Raw genomic sequence first — 16,752 nt, 5'->3', positions numbered from 1 at the left:
AGTGTGCAGCGGTTTTCGGACGACATCATGCTCTATCTCCCTGATTTGGAACCGGATTCAGATTTCAGGTTGATGCGGCCTGAACCTGAATCCGGTTCTAGGCCGCGCGGCGCGTTGTCCATTTGTCGATGCCGACGGCGATGATGATGACGAGGCCGATCATCAGTTCCTGCACGAAGGGCGACACGCCCATCAGCACAAGGCCGTTGCGCATCACGCCGATGATCAGCACGCCGAGTATGGTTCCAAGGATGGTGCCTTCGCCGCCCGACAGCGAGGCGCCGCCGACGATGGTCGCGGCGATGACGTCGAGCTCCAGCCCGAGGCCGGTGCGGCCGGCCTGCCCGCTGGGCAGGAAGGCGAGGCTGAGGATGCCGGCGAAGGCGGCGAGCAGCCCCATCAGCACGAAAGCCCAGATCTTCACGGTGTTGACGGAAATGCCCGACACGCGCGCCGCTTTGGCGCTGCCGCCCACGGCATACACCCTGAAACCGAAGTTCGAATAGGAAAGCACCAGCCATGCCAGCACGGCGATGACGGCGAAGAACACGAGCTGCATCGGAATGATGCTGAACAGATAGCCCTGACCCATGAAGTTGAAGGTGTCGAGAACGTCGGGAAGCGCGCCGTTGCGCGCGTTGACGGTGACGGGCTGGCCGTTGGTCAGGATGAGCGCGGCGCCGCGGACGATGCTGAGCATGCCGAGCGTGGCGATGAGCGAGGGCAGGCGGCCGTAGGTGGACAGGATACCGTTGATGACGCCGATGACGGCGCCGGCGAAGAGGCCGACCGCGAGCGCCGGCAACAGCCCCCAGCCAGCGACGATCAGCATGCCGGTGGCAAGTCCCGAAAAGGCGTAGGTCGATCCGACGGACAGATCCACCTCGCCGGAGATCAGCACGAACGTCATGCCGACCGCCATGATCCCGAGCAGCGAAACCTGTCGGCCTATGTTCAAGAGGTTCAGCGACGTGAGGAAGCTGTCGGTCGCGAAGGTCAGGAACAAGCAGATCACGACCAGCGCGATGAACACGCCAGCCTCACGGACCCGCAAGAGTCGCGACAATTCAAACCGGCCTGCGGCTGCCGCGCGCGCGCCGCTCCTGACCGTATCGGCCATCCCATTCCTCCCTCGACGGCGGCGCGACGGCTGCAGCCGTCCGTCGCTGTTCTTCATCTCCCCATCGATCCGCGGCCTGGGCCCAAGCCCGGTTCGATGTCCTCAAGCCGGGCTTCTACCCGGTCGCGCTTGCTCATGAAGCCTGTTGGAAAGAACCGGCAGGCACCTTGCGCAATTGTTCGTAGTTGCCGTATTCGCGCACCTTCTTGAAGGGCGCGTTCTCGACCGCGTTGTAGGAGCAGATATAGCCCCAGCGATACGTGTCCGAGCGGTTCGCGTCCGAACGGTGCAGCAGGTTGCCGTCGAAGACCAGGGCGTCGCCCGCCTCCATCTCGACATAGATGTGCTCGAAGCGCTTCAGGGCAGCTTCCAGGTGCTCATGCTCGACATTGGTCTGCTCGTTCTCGCGGATATGATTGAGGCGGCCGAGCTTGTGCGTGCCCTTGAGCACCTGAAGGCAGCCGTTTTCGCGGGTCGCCTTGTCGAGCGCGACGTAGATGCTCATCATTTCCGGTGCCAGGCAGCCGTAATTGTACCAGTAGCCGAAGTCCTGGTGCCATTCCCATGCGCCGCCTTCGTTGGGCTGCTTCATCGTCATCTTGTGGCTGTAGAGGTAGATCGGCTTGCCGACGGCGTCCTCGGCCAGATCGACCATGCGCTCGTCGCGGGCCAGCAGGCCGTATTTGTCGTCTTCGGCCTTGGTCCACATCTTCAGCAGCGTGGTCTTGCCCTCCTTGTCGCCCTTGGACATCACGCCGCCCTTGCTCTGCTCCTCCGCGAGCTGCTTGCGGGCGTGGTCGCGAAAGTTGGCGACTTCACCGGCGCCCAGCAGGCCACGGCGAATGATGTAGCCGTCGCGAGCGTAAAGCTCGGCTTCATGTCTGGTCATCGCGAGCATCGGTATTCTCCCTGGAACCCCAAAGCGTCCCGCGATGCGGCACGGTCGCCCCTGAACCTTTTTGAAGGCCTGCTCCCGATCCGTTTCCGGCCGGAAATCCCAGGCTCTTGAGGAGAATTTAGCCCCTCCGCCGAGGAACAAAATGGACAAAGGGAACGTATTTTTTGTATAAAACGCGCATGCACAAAAGAACGTCCGTAATTGAGAGTTTCCACTATGTGCCAGCCCCGGCCTGGACCCGCGCCGCGTTCAGCGTGCTGCGCGCCGGAAAAGTCGCCGCTGGACCGGATTACCGGATAGAACGCGCCGTCTATCCCGGACAGGACATCATCTACTGTCTTGCCGGCGCCGGCTATGTCGAAACGCTTGGGCAAAGGATAGACGTCGGGGCTGGTCAATTGGTCTGGATGGCGAACGAGGCTCCGCACGTCCATTCCGCCGATCCCCGGGATCCTTGGACGGTGCTTTGGTTCAGGCTGGACGGCCCGGAGCCCGCCATCCTGCGGCGCAAGCTGTTCGGAGAGGGCACGCCGCGCGCCAGCTTCGCCGAGGGAACAACTCCAGTCCCGTGGTTCGAGCGCCTGTTTGCCGCGTTGCGCCGCCGCGACGCCAGCCTCGATCTGCGCCTTTCGCAACTGGTTGCCGAATTCCTGCTCCTGATCGATCGCGCGTTGGCGGGGCCGGATAGCGACGACCTGCCGAAACCGCTCGCTTCCGGTATCGAAGCGATGCGCGGGGCGCTCGGTTTCGCATGGACCGCGTCGGCCCTGTCGGCCGTCACCGGGCTCGGGCCGTCGCAGACCCGGCGGATGTTTCAGCGCTATCTTCGCACCAGCCCGCATCAGTGGCTGATGCGCGAGCGGTTGATGCACGCGCAGTCGCTGCTTGTGCAGGACGACCAGCCGATCGCCGAGATTGCCGAGACATGCGGCTTTTGCGACGTCTATCATTTCGGTCGCGAATTCAGGCGATCCGTTGGCATTTCGCCTTCGGCCTGGCGGCGCAGCGAATTAGGTGTTGCGTCGAAGCGCTGAACAGATTCCGTGAAGGCGTCACACGGCTTTCCGGCAAGAAACTGCGACAAGACAAGGCAGGCCATGTGTTGGCTTGGCAGGAAATGGCCTGCTTGGGTGCGGTGAACCGACTGGAGCGCCGCGAGGGCTACCCGTTGACGAAGCGCTGCGCTGGTCCTAGAAGAACTGCCAGACTTCTCCGTGGTGATTTGGCCGGTCGGCTTGCAGCCACGTTAAACAACTCGCTAAAGGGCCGTTTGCAACCTGTAACCGGCTTTGCGACGGCAATGCCGGTTTTTTGTTGTCCGCCGCCGGCCGGACACCGCATCGGGACGAGACCGATGCGGGACAGGATGAGGATGGACATGGCCGCTCAGCGCGCTGCAAGGACCAAGGACGAGGCCGACCATCCGTCGAGCCCGGTGCTGCAGTTCGGCCCCGATAAGCCGCTGAAGCTCGACGCCGGCACCATCCTCTCGCCTTTCCAGATCGCCTACCAGACCTATGGCACGCTCAACGCCGCGCGCTCCAACGCCATCCTCGTCTGCCACGCGCTGACGGGCGACCAGCACGTCGCCAATACCAATCCGGTGACCGGCAAGCCTGGCTGGTGGGAAGTGCTGATCGGCCCAGGCAAGATCATCGACACCAACCGCTTCTTCGTCATCTGCGCAAACGTCATCGGCGGCTGTCTCGGCTCGACCGGCCCGGCCTCGACCAATCCGGCGACGGGCAAGCCTTATGGGCTCGACCTGCCGATCATCACCATCCGCGACATGGTGCGCGCGCAGGCGATGCTGGTCGATCATTTCGGCATCGAAAAGCTGTTCTGCGTGCTTGGCGGCTCGATGGGCGGCATGCAGGTGCTGGAATGGGCGGCGAGCTATTCGGAGCGTGTGTTCTGCGCCCTGCCGATCGCCAGCGGCGCCCGCCATTCCTCGCAGAACATCGCCTTCCATGAAGTCGGCCGACAGGCCGTAATGGCCGATCCGGAATGGCATGGCGGCAAATATCTCGATTTCGGCAAGCGGCCGGAAAAGGGGCTCGCCGTCGCGCGCATGGCCGCTCACATCACCTACCTTTCGGAAGCAGCGCTCCACCGCAAGTTCGGCCGCAATTTGCAGGACCGCGAGGCGCTGACCTTCGGCTTCGACGCCGATTTCCAGATCGAAAGCTATCTGCGCCACCAGGGCATGACCTTCGTCGACCGCTTCGACGCCAACTCCTACCTCTATCTGACCCGCGCGATGGACTATTTCGACCTTGCCGCCGATCACGGCGGGCGCCTCGCCGACGCCTTCGCCGGCACCAAGACGCGCTTTTGCCTGGTCTCCTTCACCAGCGACTGGCTGTTCCCGACCGAGGAGAGCCGATCGATCGTGCATGCCTTGAACGCGGCGGGCGCTTCCGTCTCCTTCGTCGAGATCGAGACCGATCGCGGCCACGACGCCTTCCTGCTCGACGAGCCGGAGCTGTTCGCGGCCATCAACGGCTTCATCGCGTCGGCCGCCCGCGCCAGGGGGCTCGGCGCATGACCCCGAACCGAAGGTCAGCGAACGCAGAAAGTTGCAGACTTTTCGGAGCCGGATCGCGCGCCATGCAGGAGGCAAGGCCATGAGCGTCAATCGCGCCCAGCGTGTCGACCTCGAGGTCGTCACCGATCTCATTCCGGCCAATTCGCGCGTCCTCGATGTCGGCTCGGGCGACGGCGTGCTTCTGGAACTCCTGCAGGAGACCAAGCAGGTCGACGGCCGCGGGCTGGAACTGTCGCAGCGCGGCGTCAATGAATGCGTGGCGCGCGGGCTATCGGTTATCCAGGGCGACGCCGACACGGATCTGAAATTCTACGCCGACAAGGGCTTCGACTTCGTCGTGCTGTCGCAGACGCTGCAGGCGACGCGCAACCCGAAGGTCGTGCTCGACGAGCTGCTTCGGATCGGCAACCGCGCCATCGTCTCCTTCCCCAATTTCGGCCACTGGCGCGTGCGCTTTTCGCTGCTGATCAAGGGCAGAATGCCGGTCACCAAGGACCTGCCCTACTCCTGGTACGACACGCCCAACATCCATTTCTGCACCATTCGCGACTTCGTCAACCTGTGCGAGGAACTCGGCGCGACGGTCGAGAAAGCGACCGCGCTCGACGCCAACGGCCAGAAGATCGGCCTGTCGATGCCCTGGTGGTTCTGGAACTTCTTCGGCCAGCAGGCGGTGTTTTTGTTGAGGCGCTGACGGGTGGCTTCGCCCCGGGCTTTTTGCTAAGCCTCGCGCCGGGCGGGGTGGAACATGATGGCGGAACGACCAACCTATTCGGTTGTCCTCGAGATGGAGAATGCCAACTTCATCGACTGGGCTGAGGTCAGCGTAGGGTTGAACGCGCTCGCACGCGAGATTGCCTCGGTTTCCGAAGCCGGCATGGCCAGGCCCACGGTCATCATATCGCATGCCGGAGAGCCATCCGACGGCGATTTGCTGCGCAGCAGGTTCGAGGCCGAAGCACCCCACTTGGGTCAAGTCGCCGAGCTGGTCTTCGCGGCCTGTGCCGGTGGCCGCTACTACGATCTCAAGAACAATGGCGTCCTTTTGACCGAAGCCGACATCGTGGTTTTCGTCGACTCGGATTCGGTTGCCGAACCAAATTGGCTTTCAGGTCTGTTGACGCCCTTCAAACGGCCGGAAACCGTCTGCGTGAACGGCTACACCTATCTTTTGCACGACGACTTCTTCTCGCGGACCTTTGCTCTGCTCTGGTTCTTTCCCCTGGCCGAAGGGGACAAAAAATTTGCAGCCAAACGTGCTCTCAACGCCAACAACATCGCCTTTCGGCACGACTGGATATCCAGCCACCCATTTCCAGCACACAACGGCTTCAAGGTCTCTTGCACGTTGCTGATGCATGAGCTTTGGAGCGAAGGCCACAAGATAGTCAATGTGGACGCGCGCGTTCACCACTATTCCCCGCGCGGCTGGCGGTTCTTCTTTTGGCGCGCTCTGGTGACCGGCAGGGACGCCGATCGAAAATTCGTCGAGCTCCACGCGCCTGGCAGGGTTCAGCGTATCGTCAAATCATTCACGCGCTGGGGGACAATGTCGTGGCGCACGCTGCGGCGCGTGGTCAACCTCGCACCGCAGACCGGCATGCCGGTCTGGCAAATTCCCTTCGCGGCGATTGTTGGCCTGACGTTCTACACTTTCGCATTTCTCGGCCATTTCAGCCTGGCGGTGGGGCTCGTTCGCGACGAGCCTGAAATCGTGCCCGACTATGTCGTGCACAGTTAGGGCAATTCCAGGAAAGGCGCGCTGTTCTGCTAGCCAAGCACATCCATAGCCTTGTGCGGATGCTCGACGCCGTCGACGAAGATCACGTCGGATTCAGAATTGTGGGTGCGCAACTCGAGGATCTGTTGATACTGATACGCGCGCGACCGGTACCAGTCCCGCACATGCTGGCTGTCGGGGAATTCGATGACGATCAGATGCCCGGGCCAGTTGTTTTCGACGACCTCGACATCGCCGCCATGGACGACGAAGCGTCCGCCGAACGGCGCCAGCGTGGCGTCGATCTTCTCCAGGTACTCGATCATCCAGGGACCCGACGTGACTTGGCGCATGTGGGCAACGGCGTAAGCGGTCATGATCCTGCTCCTTCATGGGACTGAAGCCGATCGGCCGGCCTCGTTGGGTCATCATGCAAAAGTCAGGTAGTCCGGTCGATTACCTTGGACGTCATCGAGACAACACCGACCCTTAAGCCATCGCCCGGCGGGCTGTCGCATAGCCAGAACGTCGATTGTGTTGCCATCAAACCGCAATGTTGCGGAAAAGCCACTAATTCGGCGTTTCTCGGATAGCTTTGCGTGACACAAGCGTGGCTTTTTTGTAGCGTCTGTCGCAAATCAGAGGTGGGACGCGAGGATAGCCATCAGACCCATCCGACAAACGCTAGATCCGACCGGCAGTGGCAGCCCGATGTCGAACCAGGACGTTCCGCTGATCTCAGTGATCACGCCGACCCACAACCGGCGTAGCCAGGTCGTGCGCGCGGTGGAAAGCGTTCTGGCGCAGACACTTACGCGCTTCGAGCACATCGTGGTCGACGACGGTTCGACCGACGGGACGGCCGCCGCGCTGGCCGAAATCCGCGACCCGAGGCTGATCTATGTCGGCGCCAAATGGCGCGGCGCCAATGCCGCGCGCAATGCGGGCATTGAGCGCGCCCGGGCGCCGGTCGTGACCTTCCTCGATTCGGACGACGTCTATCTGCCCGATCGGCTGGAGCGGACGCTGGCGCGCTTCGACCAGAATCCCTCGCTCGAAGTCCTCATCAGCTCGTTCTTGTCGCTGAAAGGCAGCCGCAGCACCAAATGCATCAATCGCGACGCTTTCCTGGACAAGAGCACGCTGCAGCGTGCCCTGGTCTCGCAGACCATCTTCATTGCCGGCTCGGCGATCACGGCAAGGCACGAGTCGCTGCTCGCGATCGGCGGCTATGACAGCGACATCACGCGCATGCAGGATCGCGAATTGCTGCTGCGCTTTGCCCAGCGCAGCGGCGCCTTGCTGTCCGAGGACATCGACTGGAAGAAGTACAATTCGGAGAATTCGATCTCCGGCCGCCGCGACGGCTATGTCGAGGCCTACGCCAGTCTGATCGACAAGCATCCTTATATCGCCGACCGCTATCCCGACGTTCCGCCTTACATGATTGCGCGCCAGATCATCGCCGATATCCTCAAGGGCAGGTTGCCGCAGGCGTTTTCGGGCTATCACGCCAACCGGTCGTCCAAGTCGCTCGGCTACTCGCCCGCCGAACTCTTGCGCGGCTATGTCGTCGGCCGCCGCTGGCGGCGCGACTGCTACGACGAGTTCCGCGCCAAATATGGCGCCCGGGCGGTCTGATTGCCTCCTTGACGCGACGCCGACGAAAACCGCTGCACACTTTTCCGTCAGGAACTGCGTGAAAACAAAGAGATAGAGCCGTTTTCCGCGGAACGGTGAAACGCCCTATGCTTCAGTGGTTTCCTTCTTGCGGCGAGCCGCCGGAGGCGGCGGTTCGATCGCCCCGGCCCTGACTCGCGCGGGTTTCAGCGCCGGCGCGCCGGTATCCTTGACGATGTTCAGCGAGCGCGGAAAAAACTGATTGTTGTGCTGACCACGTCCGATATTGACGATCGCGGTTTCGGGCAGGCGCTTCTGAAGCATGGCCAGAACCCGCCGCAACGTCGGCCCGTCGAACGCATCGAGCGCCTCGTCGATGATCACCCATTTCGGCTTGCGCAAGGCGAGCCTGGCGAAGGCCAGCGCCCGTTGTTCGTCGTCGCTGAGCTCGCGTTCCCAGCGCCCGGGATGATCAAGGGCGGTTGCCAGCCGGTCGAGGCCGACCTCGGCAAGCACCGCCGCGATCTCGGCATCGCCGGCCGGGGCTTCGCCGTTCGGATGATCGAGCACCTCGCGCAGCGTGCCGGCCGGGAAATAAGGCACGCGCGGCACGAAGATGGGGGTCTCGCCGGCCGGCAGGCCGATCCGGCCGCTCCCCCATGGCCACAGGCCGGCGATGGCCCGGAAGAACAATGTCTTGCCGGCCCCCGGCTCGCCGGTGATCATGACGCGCTCGCCGGCGTGGATCTCGACGTCCGTCTGGGCAAGCTTGGTGCAGCCTTCCGGCGAAGCCACCTCAAGCGTGTCGAAGGTCAGGCTGCCATTGGCGTTTTCGCCGAACCGGATGCGTTTTTCCGTGTCATGCAGCGCGTCGGTTTCGGTGAGCGCGATGCGGAAATCGGCCACCCGCATCAGCGTCGCGCGCCAGTCGGCGATGCTGCCGATATTGTTGATGAACCAGCGCAGGGACGAGTGAACCTGGTTGAAGGCGCCGACCGCCATCATCAGCCCGCCGAACGAGATGTCGCCCGAGAAATAGACCGGCGAAGCCACCAGGATGGGCGCCACCACCGTTATCCAGCCATAGGTGTCGGTCACCCAGGATAGGTTGATCTGCGCGGTGAAGATGCGCCGCATGGCGCCCAGCACCGTGCCGAGGTCGAGCTCGAGCCGGCGCCGGGCATCGGGCTCGCCATGATAGAGCGCGATCGCGTCGACATTCTCATTCACCCGCACCATGGAGGAGCGCAGCTCCGCTTCGCGGGTGTAGCGCTCGCTGTTGAGACTGATCAGCGGACGCCCGACCAGCCAGCTCAGCCACGAGGCGATGCCGGCATAGAGGAACGCGGCCCACACCATGTAGCCCGGTATCGCCAACGAATAGCCGCCGACGTGGAACACGAAACCGGAAGACAGCTGCCACAGCACGCCGATGAAGGAGACAAGCAGGATGAACGACTGCAGCAGGCCGACACCGAGATCCGTCGACAGGTCCGACAAGTGAGCGGCATCCTGCTGCATGCGCTGGTCGGGATTGACGCCGATGGCGCCAGCATTGGCCAGCCGGAAGGCACGCGCCGGTCGCATCCATTGATCGATGAGGTCGAGCGTCAGCGCCTCGCGCAGCCGCAGGCGGATCATCTGGTTGAGCCAGGTCTGGCCGATATTGAGCACCAGAAGCCCGCCGGCGATCATCGCGAAGACCAGAAGCTGGTGCAGGAAAGCAGCCATGTCGCGCCGGGCCAGCGCATCGTAGAAAGGCTGGTTCCAGCGGTTGAGCAGAACCTGTCCGATCGAGGTTGCGATGATGACCGCGACGATGCCTATGGAGACCCAGGCAAGTTGCCTGCGCACCGGCGAGGCCTTCAACCCCAGCTTGATCGTCGCCACCTGGTCGGCGAGGCTGCTCGCCTCGACCGAGACGGCGGCCTTTTTTGGACCTGGCTTTTTATCGGTCTGGTTGTCCATGAAGGATATTCCTGGTTTCCTCGGCGGTCACGAACACCGCGCCAAGCGAGCATCCTCAGATCGAGCATGCCCTCAGATAGGGTGACGATCGCTGCGCGATGCAAGGCGCGGCGGCGATCACGAACGCGTCACTGGGCCGGGCGCGCCGTCGGCCGCATGCCGGCCAAGCCGCGTTGCGCCCTGCGGCGAGAAGACCGGCACGAAGACGCGGCGAGAGGCGCGCTGCGCGACCGGCACGCCCTGGTAGAGCCGCTTCTGCGCCTCGACGACGATGACGCCGGAAAAGATCGGCCAGAACCGCCGGCCGGCTCTCTCCAGCACATTGTGGAAACGCATCATGAAACGCCGCGGCGACGGCGGGAAGAACAGCGCGTCGCTCCATGTCGCCGGGGTGAAATTCGCCTCGCGCAGCAATTCGGTCAACTGGCCGCGCGAGAACGGCCGGCCATTGCCGAAGGGCGTGTGCTCGAACCGCGCCCAGACACCGCGCCGGTTGGGCACGACAATGACGACCCTGCCCGCCGGCGACAGCACGCGCCAGATCTCGTTCAGCGTCTCGCGCGGGTTTTCGGCATGTTCGAGCGAATGCACCAGGAGCACGCGGTCGATGCAGGAATCGACCAGCGGCAGTTCCTCGTCGAAGACCAGCGCCGTCGCCGTCGGCCCCGACACCGGCCACACCACCGCGCCCTGCGTCGCCGGCATGAAGGCGAAGACGCGCTCGGCATCGGCGCCGAAGCGTTCCAGCCATGGCAGCGTATAGCCGAGGCCGACCAGCCGCTCATTGGGCACGGTTGCCCATATGGACGACAACGCCATGGTGATCGAATGCTCGGCCAGGCGGCCGAGCGTGGACGAGTAGAAGGAGCGCAGGTCGACGATATCCGAATGCATGCGCGGGACGGTAGCCGTGAAGCCTGCCAAGTTCAACAAAGGCACCCGGTTCAACAAACGCGCCAGGCTCAACAAACGCGGATGACATCGGCGCCCGCCCGCCCTATGTCTGCGACGACAAAGGGAGACATGCGATGCCGGTCGAAATCGAGCAGTTCATGTGCCGCACCGACAATTTCGGCGTGCTGGTCCACGATTCGAAGAGCGGTGAGACGGCGATCATCGACGCGCCGGAAGAGGCGCCGATCCTGGCCGCGATCAAGCGCACCGGCTGGACGCCGACATTGATCCTCACCACGCACCATCATGCCGACCATGTCGAAGCCAATCTGGCGCTGAAGGAGCGCTTCAAATTGCGCATCGTCGGCCCGGAAGCCGAAAAGGCGAAGATCCCCGGCATCGACGAGACGGTTGGCCAGGGGTCGGTCGTGCGCCTTGGCGAGGAAAGGGTCGAAGTCATCGAGACGCCCGGCCATACCGCCGGCCATGTCTCCTATTATTTGCCGGCCTCGAAGGTGGCCTTCACCGCCGACACGCTGTTCGCGCTGGGTTGCGGCCGCCTGTTCGAATGCAAGCCGCCGGTGATGTATGAATCGCTGAAGAAACTGACGGCGCTGCCGGCGCAAACCGCCATCTATTGCGGCCACGAATACACTTTGGCAAACGCCCGCTTCGCGGTGACGGTCGACCCGGGCAATCCGCTGCTGAAGCAGCGCGCGGCTAAGATCGAAGCGCTGCGCGCCGACAACAAGCCGACATTGCCCACGACCATCGGCGAGGAGTTGTCGACCAACCCGTTCCTGCGTTGGCACGACCCGGCGATCCGCAAGCATCTCGGCATGGAGAAAGCCTCGGACGCCGAGGTGTTTGCCGAGATCCGCAAGCGCAAGGACAATTTTTAGTTCCACCGCATGTCGACCAAAAGGCTCGACGTTCGTCGCAGCAAAGACCGCCAATGACCAGCGCCGCCGAGATCATCGCAACGCTAGGCCTCAAGCCGCATCCCGAGGGCGGCTGGTATGCCGAGACCTTTCGCGACGCCGCAGGCGGCTCGCGCGGTCATTCGACCGCGATCTATTTCCTGCTCGAGCAGGGCCAGCTTTCGGCCTGGCATCGGGTTAAGGACGCGGCCGAGGTCTGGCACTTTTATGCCGGCGCGCCGCTGGCACTATCGATGCATGAGGAAGGCGCGGGCATGGTCGTCGAGCAGGTGCTGGGCACGGCCCTTGCCGCCGGTGAGCGGCCGCAGATCGTCGTGCCGGCCGGCTGGTGGCAATCGGCGCGCAGCCTCGGCGAATGGACGCTGGTCGGCTGCACCGTGGCGCCGGGCTTCGACTTCGCCGCCTTCGAGCTGGCCGAGCCGGGCTGGCAGCCGAAGATCGCCTAACTGAGAAGAAATCCCAGCGTGATCGCCAGCTGTGCCGCGTAATAAAGCACCCAGACCGCGTAGCGCATCCACACGCGATGCGGCGAGATCGCCGCAAGCAGGAAGCGCTCGGTTGCCAGCAACCCATCCGACGCGATGAACAGCACCGCGCCGGCAATGACCCATACCTTGTCCGTGGTGAGCGCCGAAATGCCCATGGCGAGGATCGCCGCGACATAGACGGCAACCGGGATACGCAGTTGCGGGCCGACGCGGCGCCAGAGCGCGGCAAGCATGACGATGCTGAATGCGGCTATGGCGAGCGCAATCGCGCCCCGCCAGGATTCGGCGCTCAACAGGCCGAGGCCGCCGCCCGCCTGCAAAAACAGCGCGACATAAGCGATGTGGCCGGTGAGAAAGCTCGCCAGCCCGCCGAGAAAAGCCTTTTCGCCGTCGCGCGACAGGAAGGCGTCGCCGACGGCGCTCAAGCCCAGCGCCGCGACGAGCAGCAGCGGACCGCCCTGCATGGCGGCAAGCACGGCCAGCAAAGCCACGGCAAGCGTCTTTGCCGCGCTGCGCGTCCACTTCGGCGGCATGTCGAGCGCAAAGGCGTAGATCACGGCCGCGACGAACGAGAACAGCAGCGTCGCGTTGGCGTTGGCCTCGATGCCGCCGGAAAACGGCATCATGCGTTGAGCTCTGTGACCGCCGGCTTGCGCATCAGCAGCGACTTCGCCGCGAGCGCGGCGCCTCCGGTGATGAGCACGCAGGCGGCGAGGATGCGCAGCGACGGCTCGGCGACGCCAGCGGCGATCAGCACCAACGTCGACAAAAGCGGCGCGGCGTAGCTCGCGGCGCCCAGCACCTGGATGTTGCCGCGCTTGACGCCGATGTCCCAGGCGTAGAAGGCCGCGCCCACCGGCATCAGGCCGAGCCCGATGACGGCCAGCCACTGTCCAAGGCCATCCGGCAGCACCGTCTTCTCAAGCAGAAAATGGCAGATAAGCGACAGCACCGACGTCGCCACGCAGAACCAGGTGACGATCGAGGTCGGCACCGACGGGAAGCGCCGCGACAGGAGCGAATAGGACGACCACAACAGCGCGCAGACGGCGGCCATCGCATAGCCGAAGGCGTAGCGCGCGTCGAAGGCGAGCGCGCCGCCCTTGGTGACGATCAGGAAGGTGCCGGCAAGGCCGAGCAGCGCGCCGACGACATGGTTCCAGGCAAGCCGCTCGCCCGGCATCAGCGCCGAGCCGAGCACGATCAGCAGCGGCCACAGATAGGCGATCAGGCTCGCCTCGACCGCCGGCGCGTTGCGCAGCGCCGTGAAGTAGAAGAAGTGGTAGCCGAATAGGCCGGCAATGCCGATCACCCAGACCTGTGGCGGGATCTTCTGGCTCCGGTCGGGCGCCGGCATCAACAGCCGCGCTGCCAGGCCGACGCAAGTGCCGATGGCGAAGGTGATGGCCGACAGCAGGAACGGCGGCACCCGCCCCGAGGCGTCGGTGAGCAGCGCCAGCAGCGCCCACATGGCGACCGCCGAAAACCCGATTAGTGTTGCGCGCGCCATTCGTTCCCCCGCCGGCGCGCGGTGGCGCCTGACCTAATCGACCGCTTCGAACCGTCTCGCGCTGATGGTCAGCGGACCGATCTGGGTCCCGACCGTGGCGCGGATCGGCGCATATACGCCGGATTGGCCGAGCGGTGCAAACGTCACCAGCATGCGGCTCTTGTTCTTCAGGAAATTCAGCGCCTTGCGGCCCTTGCGATAGCCCGCCACCGGCTCGAAGCCCATCTTGCAGGTCACCGTGTCGCCCTTGTAGCCCGGCACCGAGATCGAACCCTTGGACGCATAGGTCAAGGTCAGGTCGGCGCGCATCTCGCCGTCGTAAAATTTGACCGTCCGTCCGCAGACGTTGTCCAGGCTGTCGGCGTGGATGACGGTCGCGGCCATCGGATCGAGCACCGATTTCAAGTCGCTATCGCCGAGCGGCACCCAGCTCTTCGGATCGCGCTTCTTCGGCGCGGGAACGACCTGCGTGGAGGTGACCGCACCGTTGTTGAAGCGGATCTCGACCATCGAGGCCTTTTTGCCGGATGTATAGTCGGCCCGGAAGGCATGCGGCTGCATCTGCTTGCCGGAAATCGTGCCTTTCGACGAAATCGTGCCTTTCGTGTCGTCGAAGAGCTTGCCGAGGCCGGCGGCCGAGACGGTGCCGTCGATGGCATAGCTGTCGCCTTCGTAGCGGCTGGAAAAAGTCGCCCTGGCGATCGAAAGGCCGAGATAGGACACCGTATACTCGCCCTTGAAGGACTGCGGCGCCGCGGCGGCGAAGCTTGTTGCCGGCACGGCAAGGGCAAGCAGGCTGGCAAATGCATGAGATGGACGGAGCATGGCGGCTGGCGAATCCCTGGCGGTTCGGCCGGAACGCAGCGGCTCCAGCCTGGCATATCCCTTCGCGATGGGCTTATACTGTGAAATCCGGCCTTTATATGGAGCGCGCCTGACGACGGGCCGCGTGCCGGAGCTTGACGCAGTGGTGAAATGCCACTATGGAACGCCAACTTTTCCAAGGGCCGCCTGACCGAGACCGCGCGCCGCCCGGCGCGGGCAGAATGGTTTGGCAGGTTTAGAAACTGAAGGTTAGACAAATGTCCCGCACCTGCGAACTCACTGCCAAGGCAGTTCAGACTGGCAACAATGTGAGCCACGCCAACAACAAGACCAAGCGTCGCTTCCTGCCGAACCTGGTCAATGTGACGCTTATTTCCGAAGCGCTGAACCAGAATGTTCGCCTGCGCATTTCGGCCAACGCGCTGCGTTCGGTCGAGCACCGCGGCGGCCTCGACGCCTTCCTGGCCAAGGCCGACGTCAAGGAATTGTCGCAGCGCGCGCGTCTGCTCAAGAAGCAGATCGCCAAGAAGCTGGCCGAGCAGTCGGCCGCTTAAAGCAGCTTTCAGGCGGGGGACGACCGCCTCGAGCCCCGGCCAGACCGGTGCTCGAAACAAGGGGGGGGCGTCGGCATGGCGCTCGGCTGGTTCCATTACCCAGGATAAAAAAATGAATTTCCTGACGCGATATTCGCCCTTCGTGGCTGCCATGGCGCTTGTCGTCGTGGCCTCCAACATCCTTGTCCAGTTCCCGATGCAGGGCAAGGTCGGCGGTCTGGCGCTGGCGGACGTGCTCACCTGGGGCGCCTTCACCTATCCTTTCTCCTTCCTGGTCACCGACCTCGCCAACCGCCGCTACGGTCCGGCCGTGGCGCGCAAAGTGGTGTTCGTCGGCTTCATGACGGCGGTGACCTGCTCGATCCTGATCCCGCCTTTCCTGTTCCGCCACGGCCTGATCGAGTTCGAGACCGCCGCCGACCGGCTGGTGCGCATCGCTGCCGCCTCGGGTGCCGCCTTCCTCACCGCGCAATTGCTCGACGTCACCGTTTTCAACCGGCTGCGCCGGCAGAGCTGGTGGCGCGCGCCTATCGTCGGCACACTGGTCGGCTCGGTGTTCGACACCGTCGTCTTCTTCGGCGTCGCCTTCTCCGCCGCCTTCGCCTTTGCCGGCCCCAGTGACAGCTTCGCGCTGGAGACCGCGCCGCTGATGGGCGTGCTGCCGGTCGAGACGATGCGCTGGGTGTCCTGGGCGCTTGGCGACCTTTCGGTCAAGCTGATCATTGCCGTCGTGGCGCTGATCCCCTACCGGCTGCTCGCCGCGCGCTGGAGCCAGCCAGCGGTCGCGGTCAGAGCATGATCCCAAAAAGTGGGATCCGGTTTTTGGAAAAGATCATGCTCCAAACAAAAAGAGAGAGCATGATCCCAAAAAGTGGGATTCGGTTTTTGGAAAAGATCGTGCTCCAACCAAAAGAGAGACCGTGATCCCTTGGGCTCAGCTTGATTCCGCCCGCACGCCTGATGGCGCGCAGGAACTTCGCCTGAAGCGGCGCGGGGATGAATTCTCGATCATGCTCGGCACCAACGAGCTGATGAACAGCCGCCTCAGCGGCTCCGAGGAGGCCCTCGCCAGGCTTTCCTGCGAGCGGATTGCCGGCCGCAAGCGGCCAAGCATCCTCATCGGCGGGCTCGGCATGGGCTTCACCTTGCGCGCCGCCCTCGCCGCGCTCGATCGCGACGCCGCCGTCACCGTCGCCGAACTGGTTCCCGCGGTCGTCGCCTGGGCGCGGGGGCCCATGTCCGGGATATTCGACGGCTGCCTCGACGACCCGCGCGTCACCCTTCGCGAGACCGATGTCGGCCAGTTGATAGGGGCGGAGACAGCCGCCTGGGACGCCATCCTGCTCGACGTCGACAACGGCCCCGAAGGCATCGTCTACAAGGGCAACGATGCGCTCTATGACACCGCCGGCCTCGCGGCCGCGCGCGCCGCCTTGAAGCCCGGCGGCGTTCTGGCGGTCTGGTCGCAGGGACCGGACAGCGGCTTCACCCGGCGGCTGAAGCAGGCCGGCTTCGCGGTCGAGGAGATCAACACGCGGGCCCGCGGCAAGCGCGGCGCCCGCCACGTGATCTGGATCGCAGCCAAAGGCCTGTGATCTGGATCGCAGCCAAAGGCCTGTGATCTGGATTGCAGCCAAAAGCCTATAATCTGGATTGCAGCCAAAAG

General features: G+C 63.9%; 18 protein-coding genes and 1 riboswitch. Of the genes, 10 read left to right on the top strand and 8 right to left on the bottom strand.

Translation table 11 applies throughout. From position 1 onward, the window contains the following. Positions 1–97: 97 nt before the first annotated feature. Positions 98–1,120, bottom strand: a complete 1,023-nt coding sequence (locus FJ418_RS13245; protein ID WP_140866008.1) for an ABC transporter permease — start codon at positions 1,118–1,120, stop codon at positions 98–100. A 133-nt stretch (positions 1,121–1,253) separates the two neighbouring features. Beyond that, a complete protein-coding gene (locus tag FJ418_RS13240) occupies positions 1,254–2,009 on the bottom strand; it encodes a phytanoyl-CoA dioxygenase family protein (RefSeq protein ID WP_226892106.1) in 756 nt (251 codons plus the stop codon). Between the two features lie 188 nt (positions 2,010–2,197). On the opposite strand from FJ418_RS13240, the gene FJ418_RS13235 reads away from it, so the two are divergent. The 4 genes from FJ418_RS13235 to FJ418_RS13220 all read left to right on the top strand — a co-directional run bounded on the left by FJ418_RS13235 (position 2,198) and on the right by FJ418_RS13220 (position 6,307). Then, a complete protein-coding gene (locus tag FJ418_RS13235) occupies positions 2,198–3,052 on the top strand; it encodes an AraC family transcriptional regulator (protein ID WP_140866004.1) in 855 nt (284 codons plus the stop codon). 170 nt (positions 3,053–3,222) lie between these two features. Continuing rightward, positions 3,223–3,300, top strand: a riboswitch (SAM riboswitch). Positions 3,301–3,396: 96 nt separating this feature from the next. Further along, the gene (locus FJ418_RS13230; RefSeq protein WP_140866001.1) at positions 3,397–4,566 is read left to right on the top strand and encodes a homoserine O-acetyltransferase; all 1,170 of its coding nucleotides are present in this window, start codon (positions 3,397–3,399) and stop codon (positions 4,564–4,566) included. 79 nt (positions 4,567–4,645) lie between these two features. Next, positions 4,646–5,260, top strand: coding sequence for a methionine biosynthesis protein MetW (gene metW, locus FJ418_RS13225; RefSeq protein WP_140645165.1), 615 nt, complete (start codon positions 4,646–4,648; stop codon positions 5,258–5,260). A gap of 54 nt (positions 5,261–5,314) precedes the next feature. Further along, a complete protein-coding gene (locus tag FJ418_RS13220) occupies positions 5,315–6,307 on the top strand; it encodes a glycosyltransferase (RefSeq protein ID WP_140865998.1) in 993 nt (330 codons plus the stop codon). A gap of 29 nt (positions 6,308–6,336) precedes the next feature. Here the strand turns inward: FJ418_RS13220 and FJ418_RS13215 are convergent, their stop codons facing one another. After that, on the bottom strand, positions 6,337–6,663 hold the full coding sequence (locus tag FJ418_RS13215) for a DUF1330 domain-containing protein (protein WP_140858637.1): 327 nt from the start codon (positions 6,661–6,663) through the stop codon (positions 6,337–6,339). A gap of 334 nt (positions 6,664–6,997) precedes the next feature. Here FJ418_RS13215 and FJ418_RS13210 point away from each other — a divergent pair, with 334 nt between their 5' ends. After that, positions 6,998–7,927: a glycosyltransferase family A protein gene (locus tag FJ418_RS13210; protein ID WP_140658753.1), complete on the top strand. Its 930-nt coding sequence runs from the start codon at positions 6,998–7,000 to the stop codon at positions 7,925–7,927. Positions 7,928–8,032: 105 nt separating this feature from the next. Here FJ418_RS13210 and FJ418_RS13205 read toward each other — a convergent pair whose 3' ends face one another. Continuing rightward, complete coding sequence (locus FJ418_RS13205; RefSeq protein WP_140858641.1) at positions 8,033–9,874, bottom strand: ABC transporter ATP-binding protein/permease; 1,842 nt, start codon at positions 9,872–9,874, stop codon at positions 8,033–8,035. Positions 9,875–9,991: 117 nt separating this feature from the next. Further along, on the bottom strand, positions 9,992–10,768 hold the full coding sequence (locus FJ418_RS13200; RefSeq protein WP_140865996.1) for a methyltransferase domain-containing protein: 777 nt from the start codon (positions 10,766–10,768) through the stop codon (positions 9,992–9,994). Between the two features lie 134 nt (positions 10,769–10,902). On the opposite strand from FJ418_RS13200, the gene gloB reads away from it, so the two are divergent. Together gloB and FJ418_RS13190 are read left to right on the top strand one after the other, a co-directional pair. Continuing rightward, positions 10,903–11,670 carry a hydroxyacylglutathione hydrolase gene (gloB, locus tag FJ418_RS13195; RefSeq protein ID WP_140784037.1) on the top strand — a complete coding sequence of 256 codons (768 nt, stop codon included), beginning with the start codon at positions 10,903–10,905 and terminating at the stop codon, positions 11,668–11,670. Positions 11,671–11,723: 53 nt separating this feature from the next. Beyond that, complete coding sequence (locus tag FJ418_RS13190) at positions 11,724–12,155, top strand: cupin domain-containing protein (RefSeq protein ID WP_140865993.1); 432 nt, start codon at positions 11,724–11,726, stop codon at positions 12,153–12,155. Here FJ418_RS13190 and FJ418_RS13185 read toward each other — a convergent pair. The 3 genes from FJ418_RS13185 to FJ418_RS13175 are packed head-to-tail and all read right to left on the bottom strand — an operon-like array spanning position 12,152 to position 14,532. Then, the gene (locus FJ418_RS13185) at positions 12,152–12,823 is read right to left on the bottom strand and encodes a lysoplasmalogenase family protein (RefSeq protein ID WP_140865990.1); all 672 of its coding nucleotides are present in this window, start codon (positions 12,821–12,823) and stop codon (positions 12,152–12,154) included. The genes FJ418_RS13190 and FJ418_RS13185 overlap by 4 nt on opposite strands. Then, positions 12,820–13,707: a DMT family transporter gene (locus tag FJ418_RS13180; protein WP_140865988.1), complete on the bottom strand. Its 888-nt coding sequence runs from the start codon at positions 13,705–13,707 to the stop codon at positions 12,820–12,822. The genes FJ418_RS13185 and FJ418_RS13180 overlap by 4 nt, the downstream gene beginning before the upstream one ends. Positions 13,708–13,740: 33 nt before the next feature. Continuing rightward, positions 13,741–14,532, bottom strand: a complete 792-nt coding sequence (locus FJ418_RS13175; RefSeq protein ID WP_140865985.1) for a DUF3108 domain-containing protein — start codon at positions 14,530–14,532, stop codon at positions 13,741–13,743. A gap of 257 nt (positions 14,533–14,789) precedes the next feature. On the opposite strand from FJ418_RS13175, the gene rpmB reads away from it, so the two are divergent. The 3 genes from rpmB (at position 14,790) to FJ418_RS13160 (ending at position 16,681) form a co-directional block, all read left to right on the top strand. Further along, positions 14,790–15,086 (top strand): 50S ribosomal protein L28, encoded by a 297-nt coding sequence (gene rpmB / locus FJ418_RS13170; RefSeq protein WP_095767449.1) that lies wholly within the window; start codon positions 14,790–14,792, stop codon positions 15,084–15,086. Between the two features lie 112 nt (positions 15,087–15,198). Beyond that, a complete protein-coding gene (locus FJ418_RS13165; protein ID WP_140865982.1) occupies positions 15,199–15,885 on the top strand; it encodes a queuosine precursor transporter in 687 nt (228 codons plus the stop codon). A gap of 121 nt (positions 15,886–16,006) precedes the next feature. Next, positions 16,007–16,681 carry a hypothetical protein gene (locus tag FJ418_RS13160; protein WP_140865978.1) on the top strand — a complete coding sequence of 225 codons (675 nt, stop codon included), beginning with the start codon at positions 16,007–16,009 and terminating at the stop codon, positions 16,679–16,681. Positions 16,682–16,752 lie beyond the last annotated feature (71 nt).

Source organism: Mesorhizobium sp. B2-8-3 (assembly GCF_006440815.1).
Taxonomy (GTDB): Bacteria; Pseudomonadota; Alphaproteobacteria; order Rhizobiales; family Rhizobiaceae; genus Mesorhizobium.
Note: the sequence above shows the minus strand (reverse complement) of the source record. Positions and strands in the feature narration are given on the sequence as shown.

What these genes read in the sequence shown, in the direction of transcription:
- FJ418_RS13245 (WP_140866008.1), bottom strand. Translation starts at nt 1,120, where the DNA reads ATGGCCGATACGGTCAGGAGCGGCGCGCGCGCGGCAGCCGCAGGCCGG.
- FJ418_RS13240 (WP_226892106.1), bottom strand. Translation starts at nt 2,009, where the DNA reads ATGACCAGACATGAAGCCGAGCTTTACGCTCGCGACGGCTACATCATT.
- FJ418_RS13235 (WP_140866004.1), top strand. Translation starts at nt 2,198, where the DNA reads ATGCACAAAAGAACGTCCGTAATTGAGAGTTTCCACTATGTGCCAGCC.
- FJ418_RS13230 (WP_140866001.1), top strand. Translation starts at nt 3,397, where the DNA reads ATGGCCGCTCAGCGCGCTGCAAGGACCAAGGACGAGGCCGACCATCCG.
- metW (WP_140645165.1), top strand. Translation starts at nt 4,646, where the DNA reads ATGAGCGTCAATCGCGCCCAGCGTGTCGACCTCGAGGTCGTCACCGAT.
- FJ418_RS13220 (WP_140865998.1), top strand. Translation starts at nt 5,315, where the DNA reads ATGATGGCGGAACGACCAACCTATTCGGTTGTCCTCGAGATGGAGAAT.
- FJ418_RS13215 (WP_140858637.1), bottom strand. Translation starts at nt 6,663, where the DNA reads ATGACCGCTTACGCCGTTGCCCACATGCGCCAAGTCACGTCGGGTCCC.
- FJ418_RS13210 (WP_140658753.1), top strand. Translation starts at nt 6,998, where the DNA reads ATGTCGAACCAGGACGTTCCGCTGATCTCAGTGATCACGCCGACCCAC.
- FJ418_RS13205 (WP_140858641.1), bottom strand. Translation starts at nt 9,874, where the DNA reads ATGGACAACCAGACCGATAAAAAGCCAGGTCCAAAAAAGGCCGCCGTC.
- FJ418_RS13200 (WP_140865996.1), bottom strand. Translation starts at nt 10,768, where the DNA reads ATGCATTCGGATATCGTCGACCTGCGCTCCTTCTACTCGTCCACGCTC.
- gloB (WP_140784037.1), top strand. Translation starts at nt 10,903, where the DNA reads ATGCCGGTCGAAATCGAGCAGTTCATGTGCCGCACCGACAATTTCGGC.
- FJ418_RS13190 (WP_140865993.1), top strand. Translation starts at nt 11,724, where the DNA reads ATGACCAGCGCCGCCGAGATCATCGCAACGCTAGGCCTCAAGCCGCAT.
- FJ418_RS13185 (WP_140865990.1), bottom strand. Translation starts at nt 12,823, where the DNA reads ATGATGCCGTTTTCCGGCGGCATCGAGGCCAACGCCAACGCGACGCTG.
- FJ418_RS13180 (WP_140865988.1), bottom strand. Translation starts at nt 13,707, where the DNA reads ATGGCGCGCGCAACACTAATCGGGTTTTCGGCGGTCGCCATGTGGGCG.
- FJ418_RS13175 (WP_140865985.1), bottom strand. Translation starts at nt 14,532, where the DNA reads ATGCTCCGTCCATCTCATGCATTTGCCAGCCTGCTTGCCCTTGCCGTG.
- rpmB (WP_095767449.1), top strand. Translation starts at nt 14,790, where the DNA reads ATGTCCCGCACCTGCGAACTCACTGCCAAGGCAGTTCAGACTGGCAAC.
- FJ418_RS13165 (WP_140865982.1), top strand. Translation starts at nt 15,199, where the DNA reads ATGAATTTCCTGACGCGATATTCGCCCTTCGTGGCTGCCATGGCGCTT.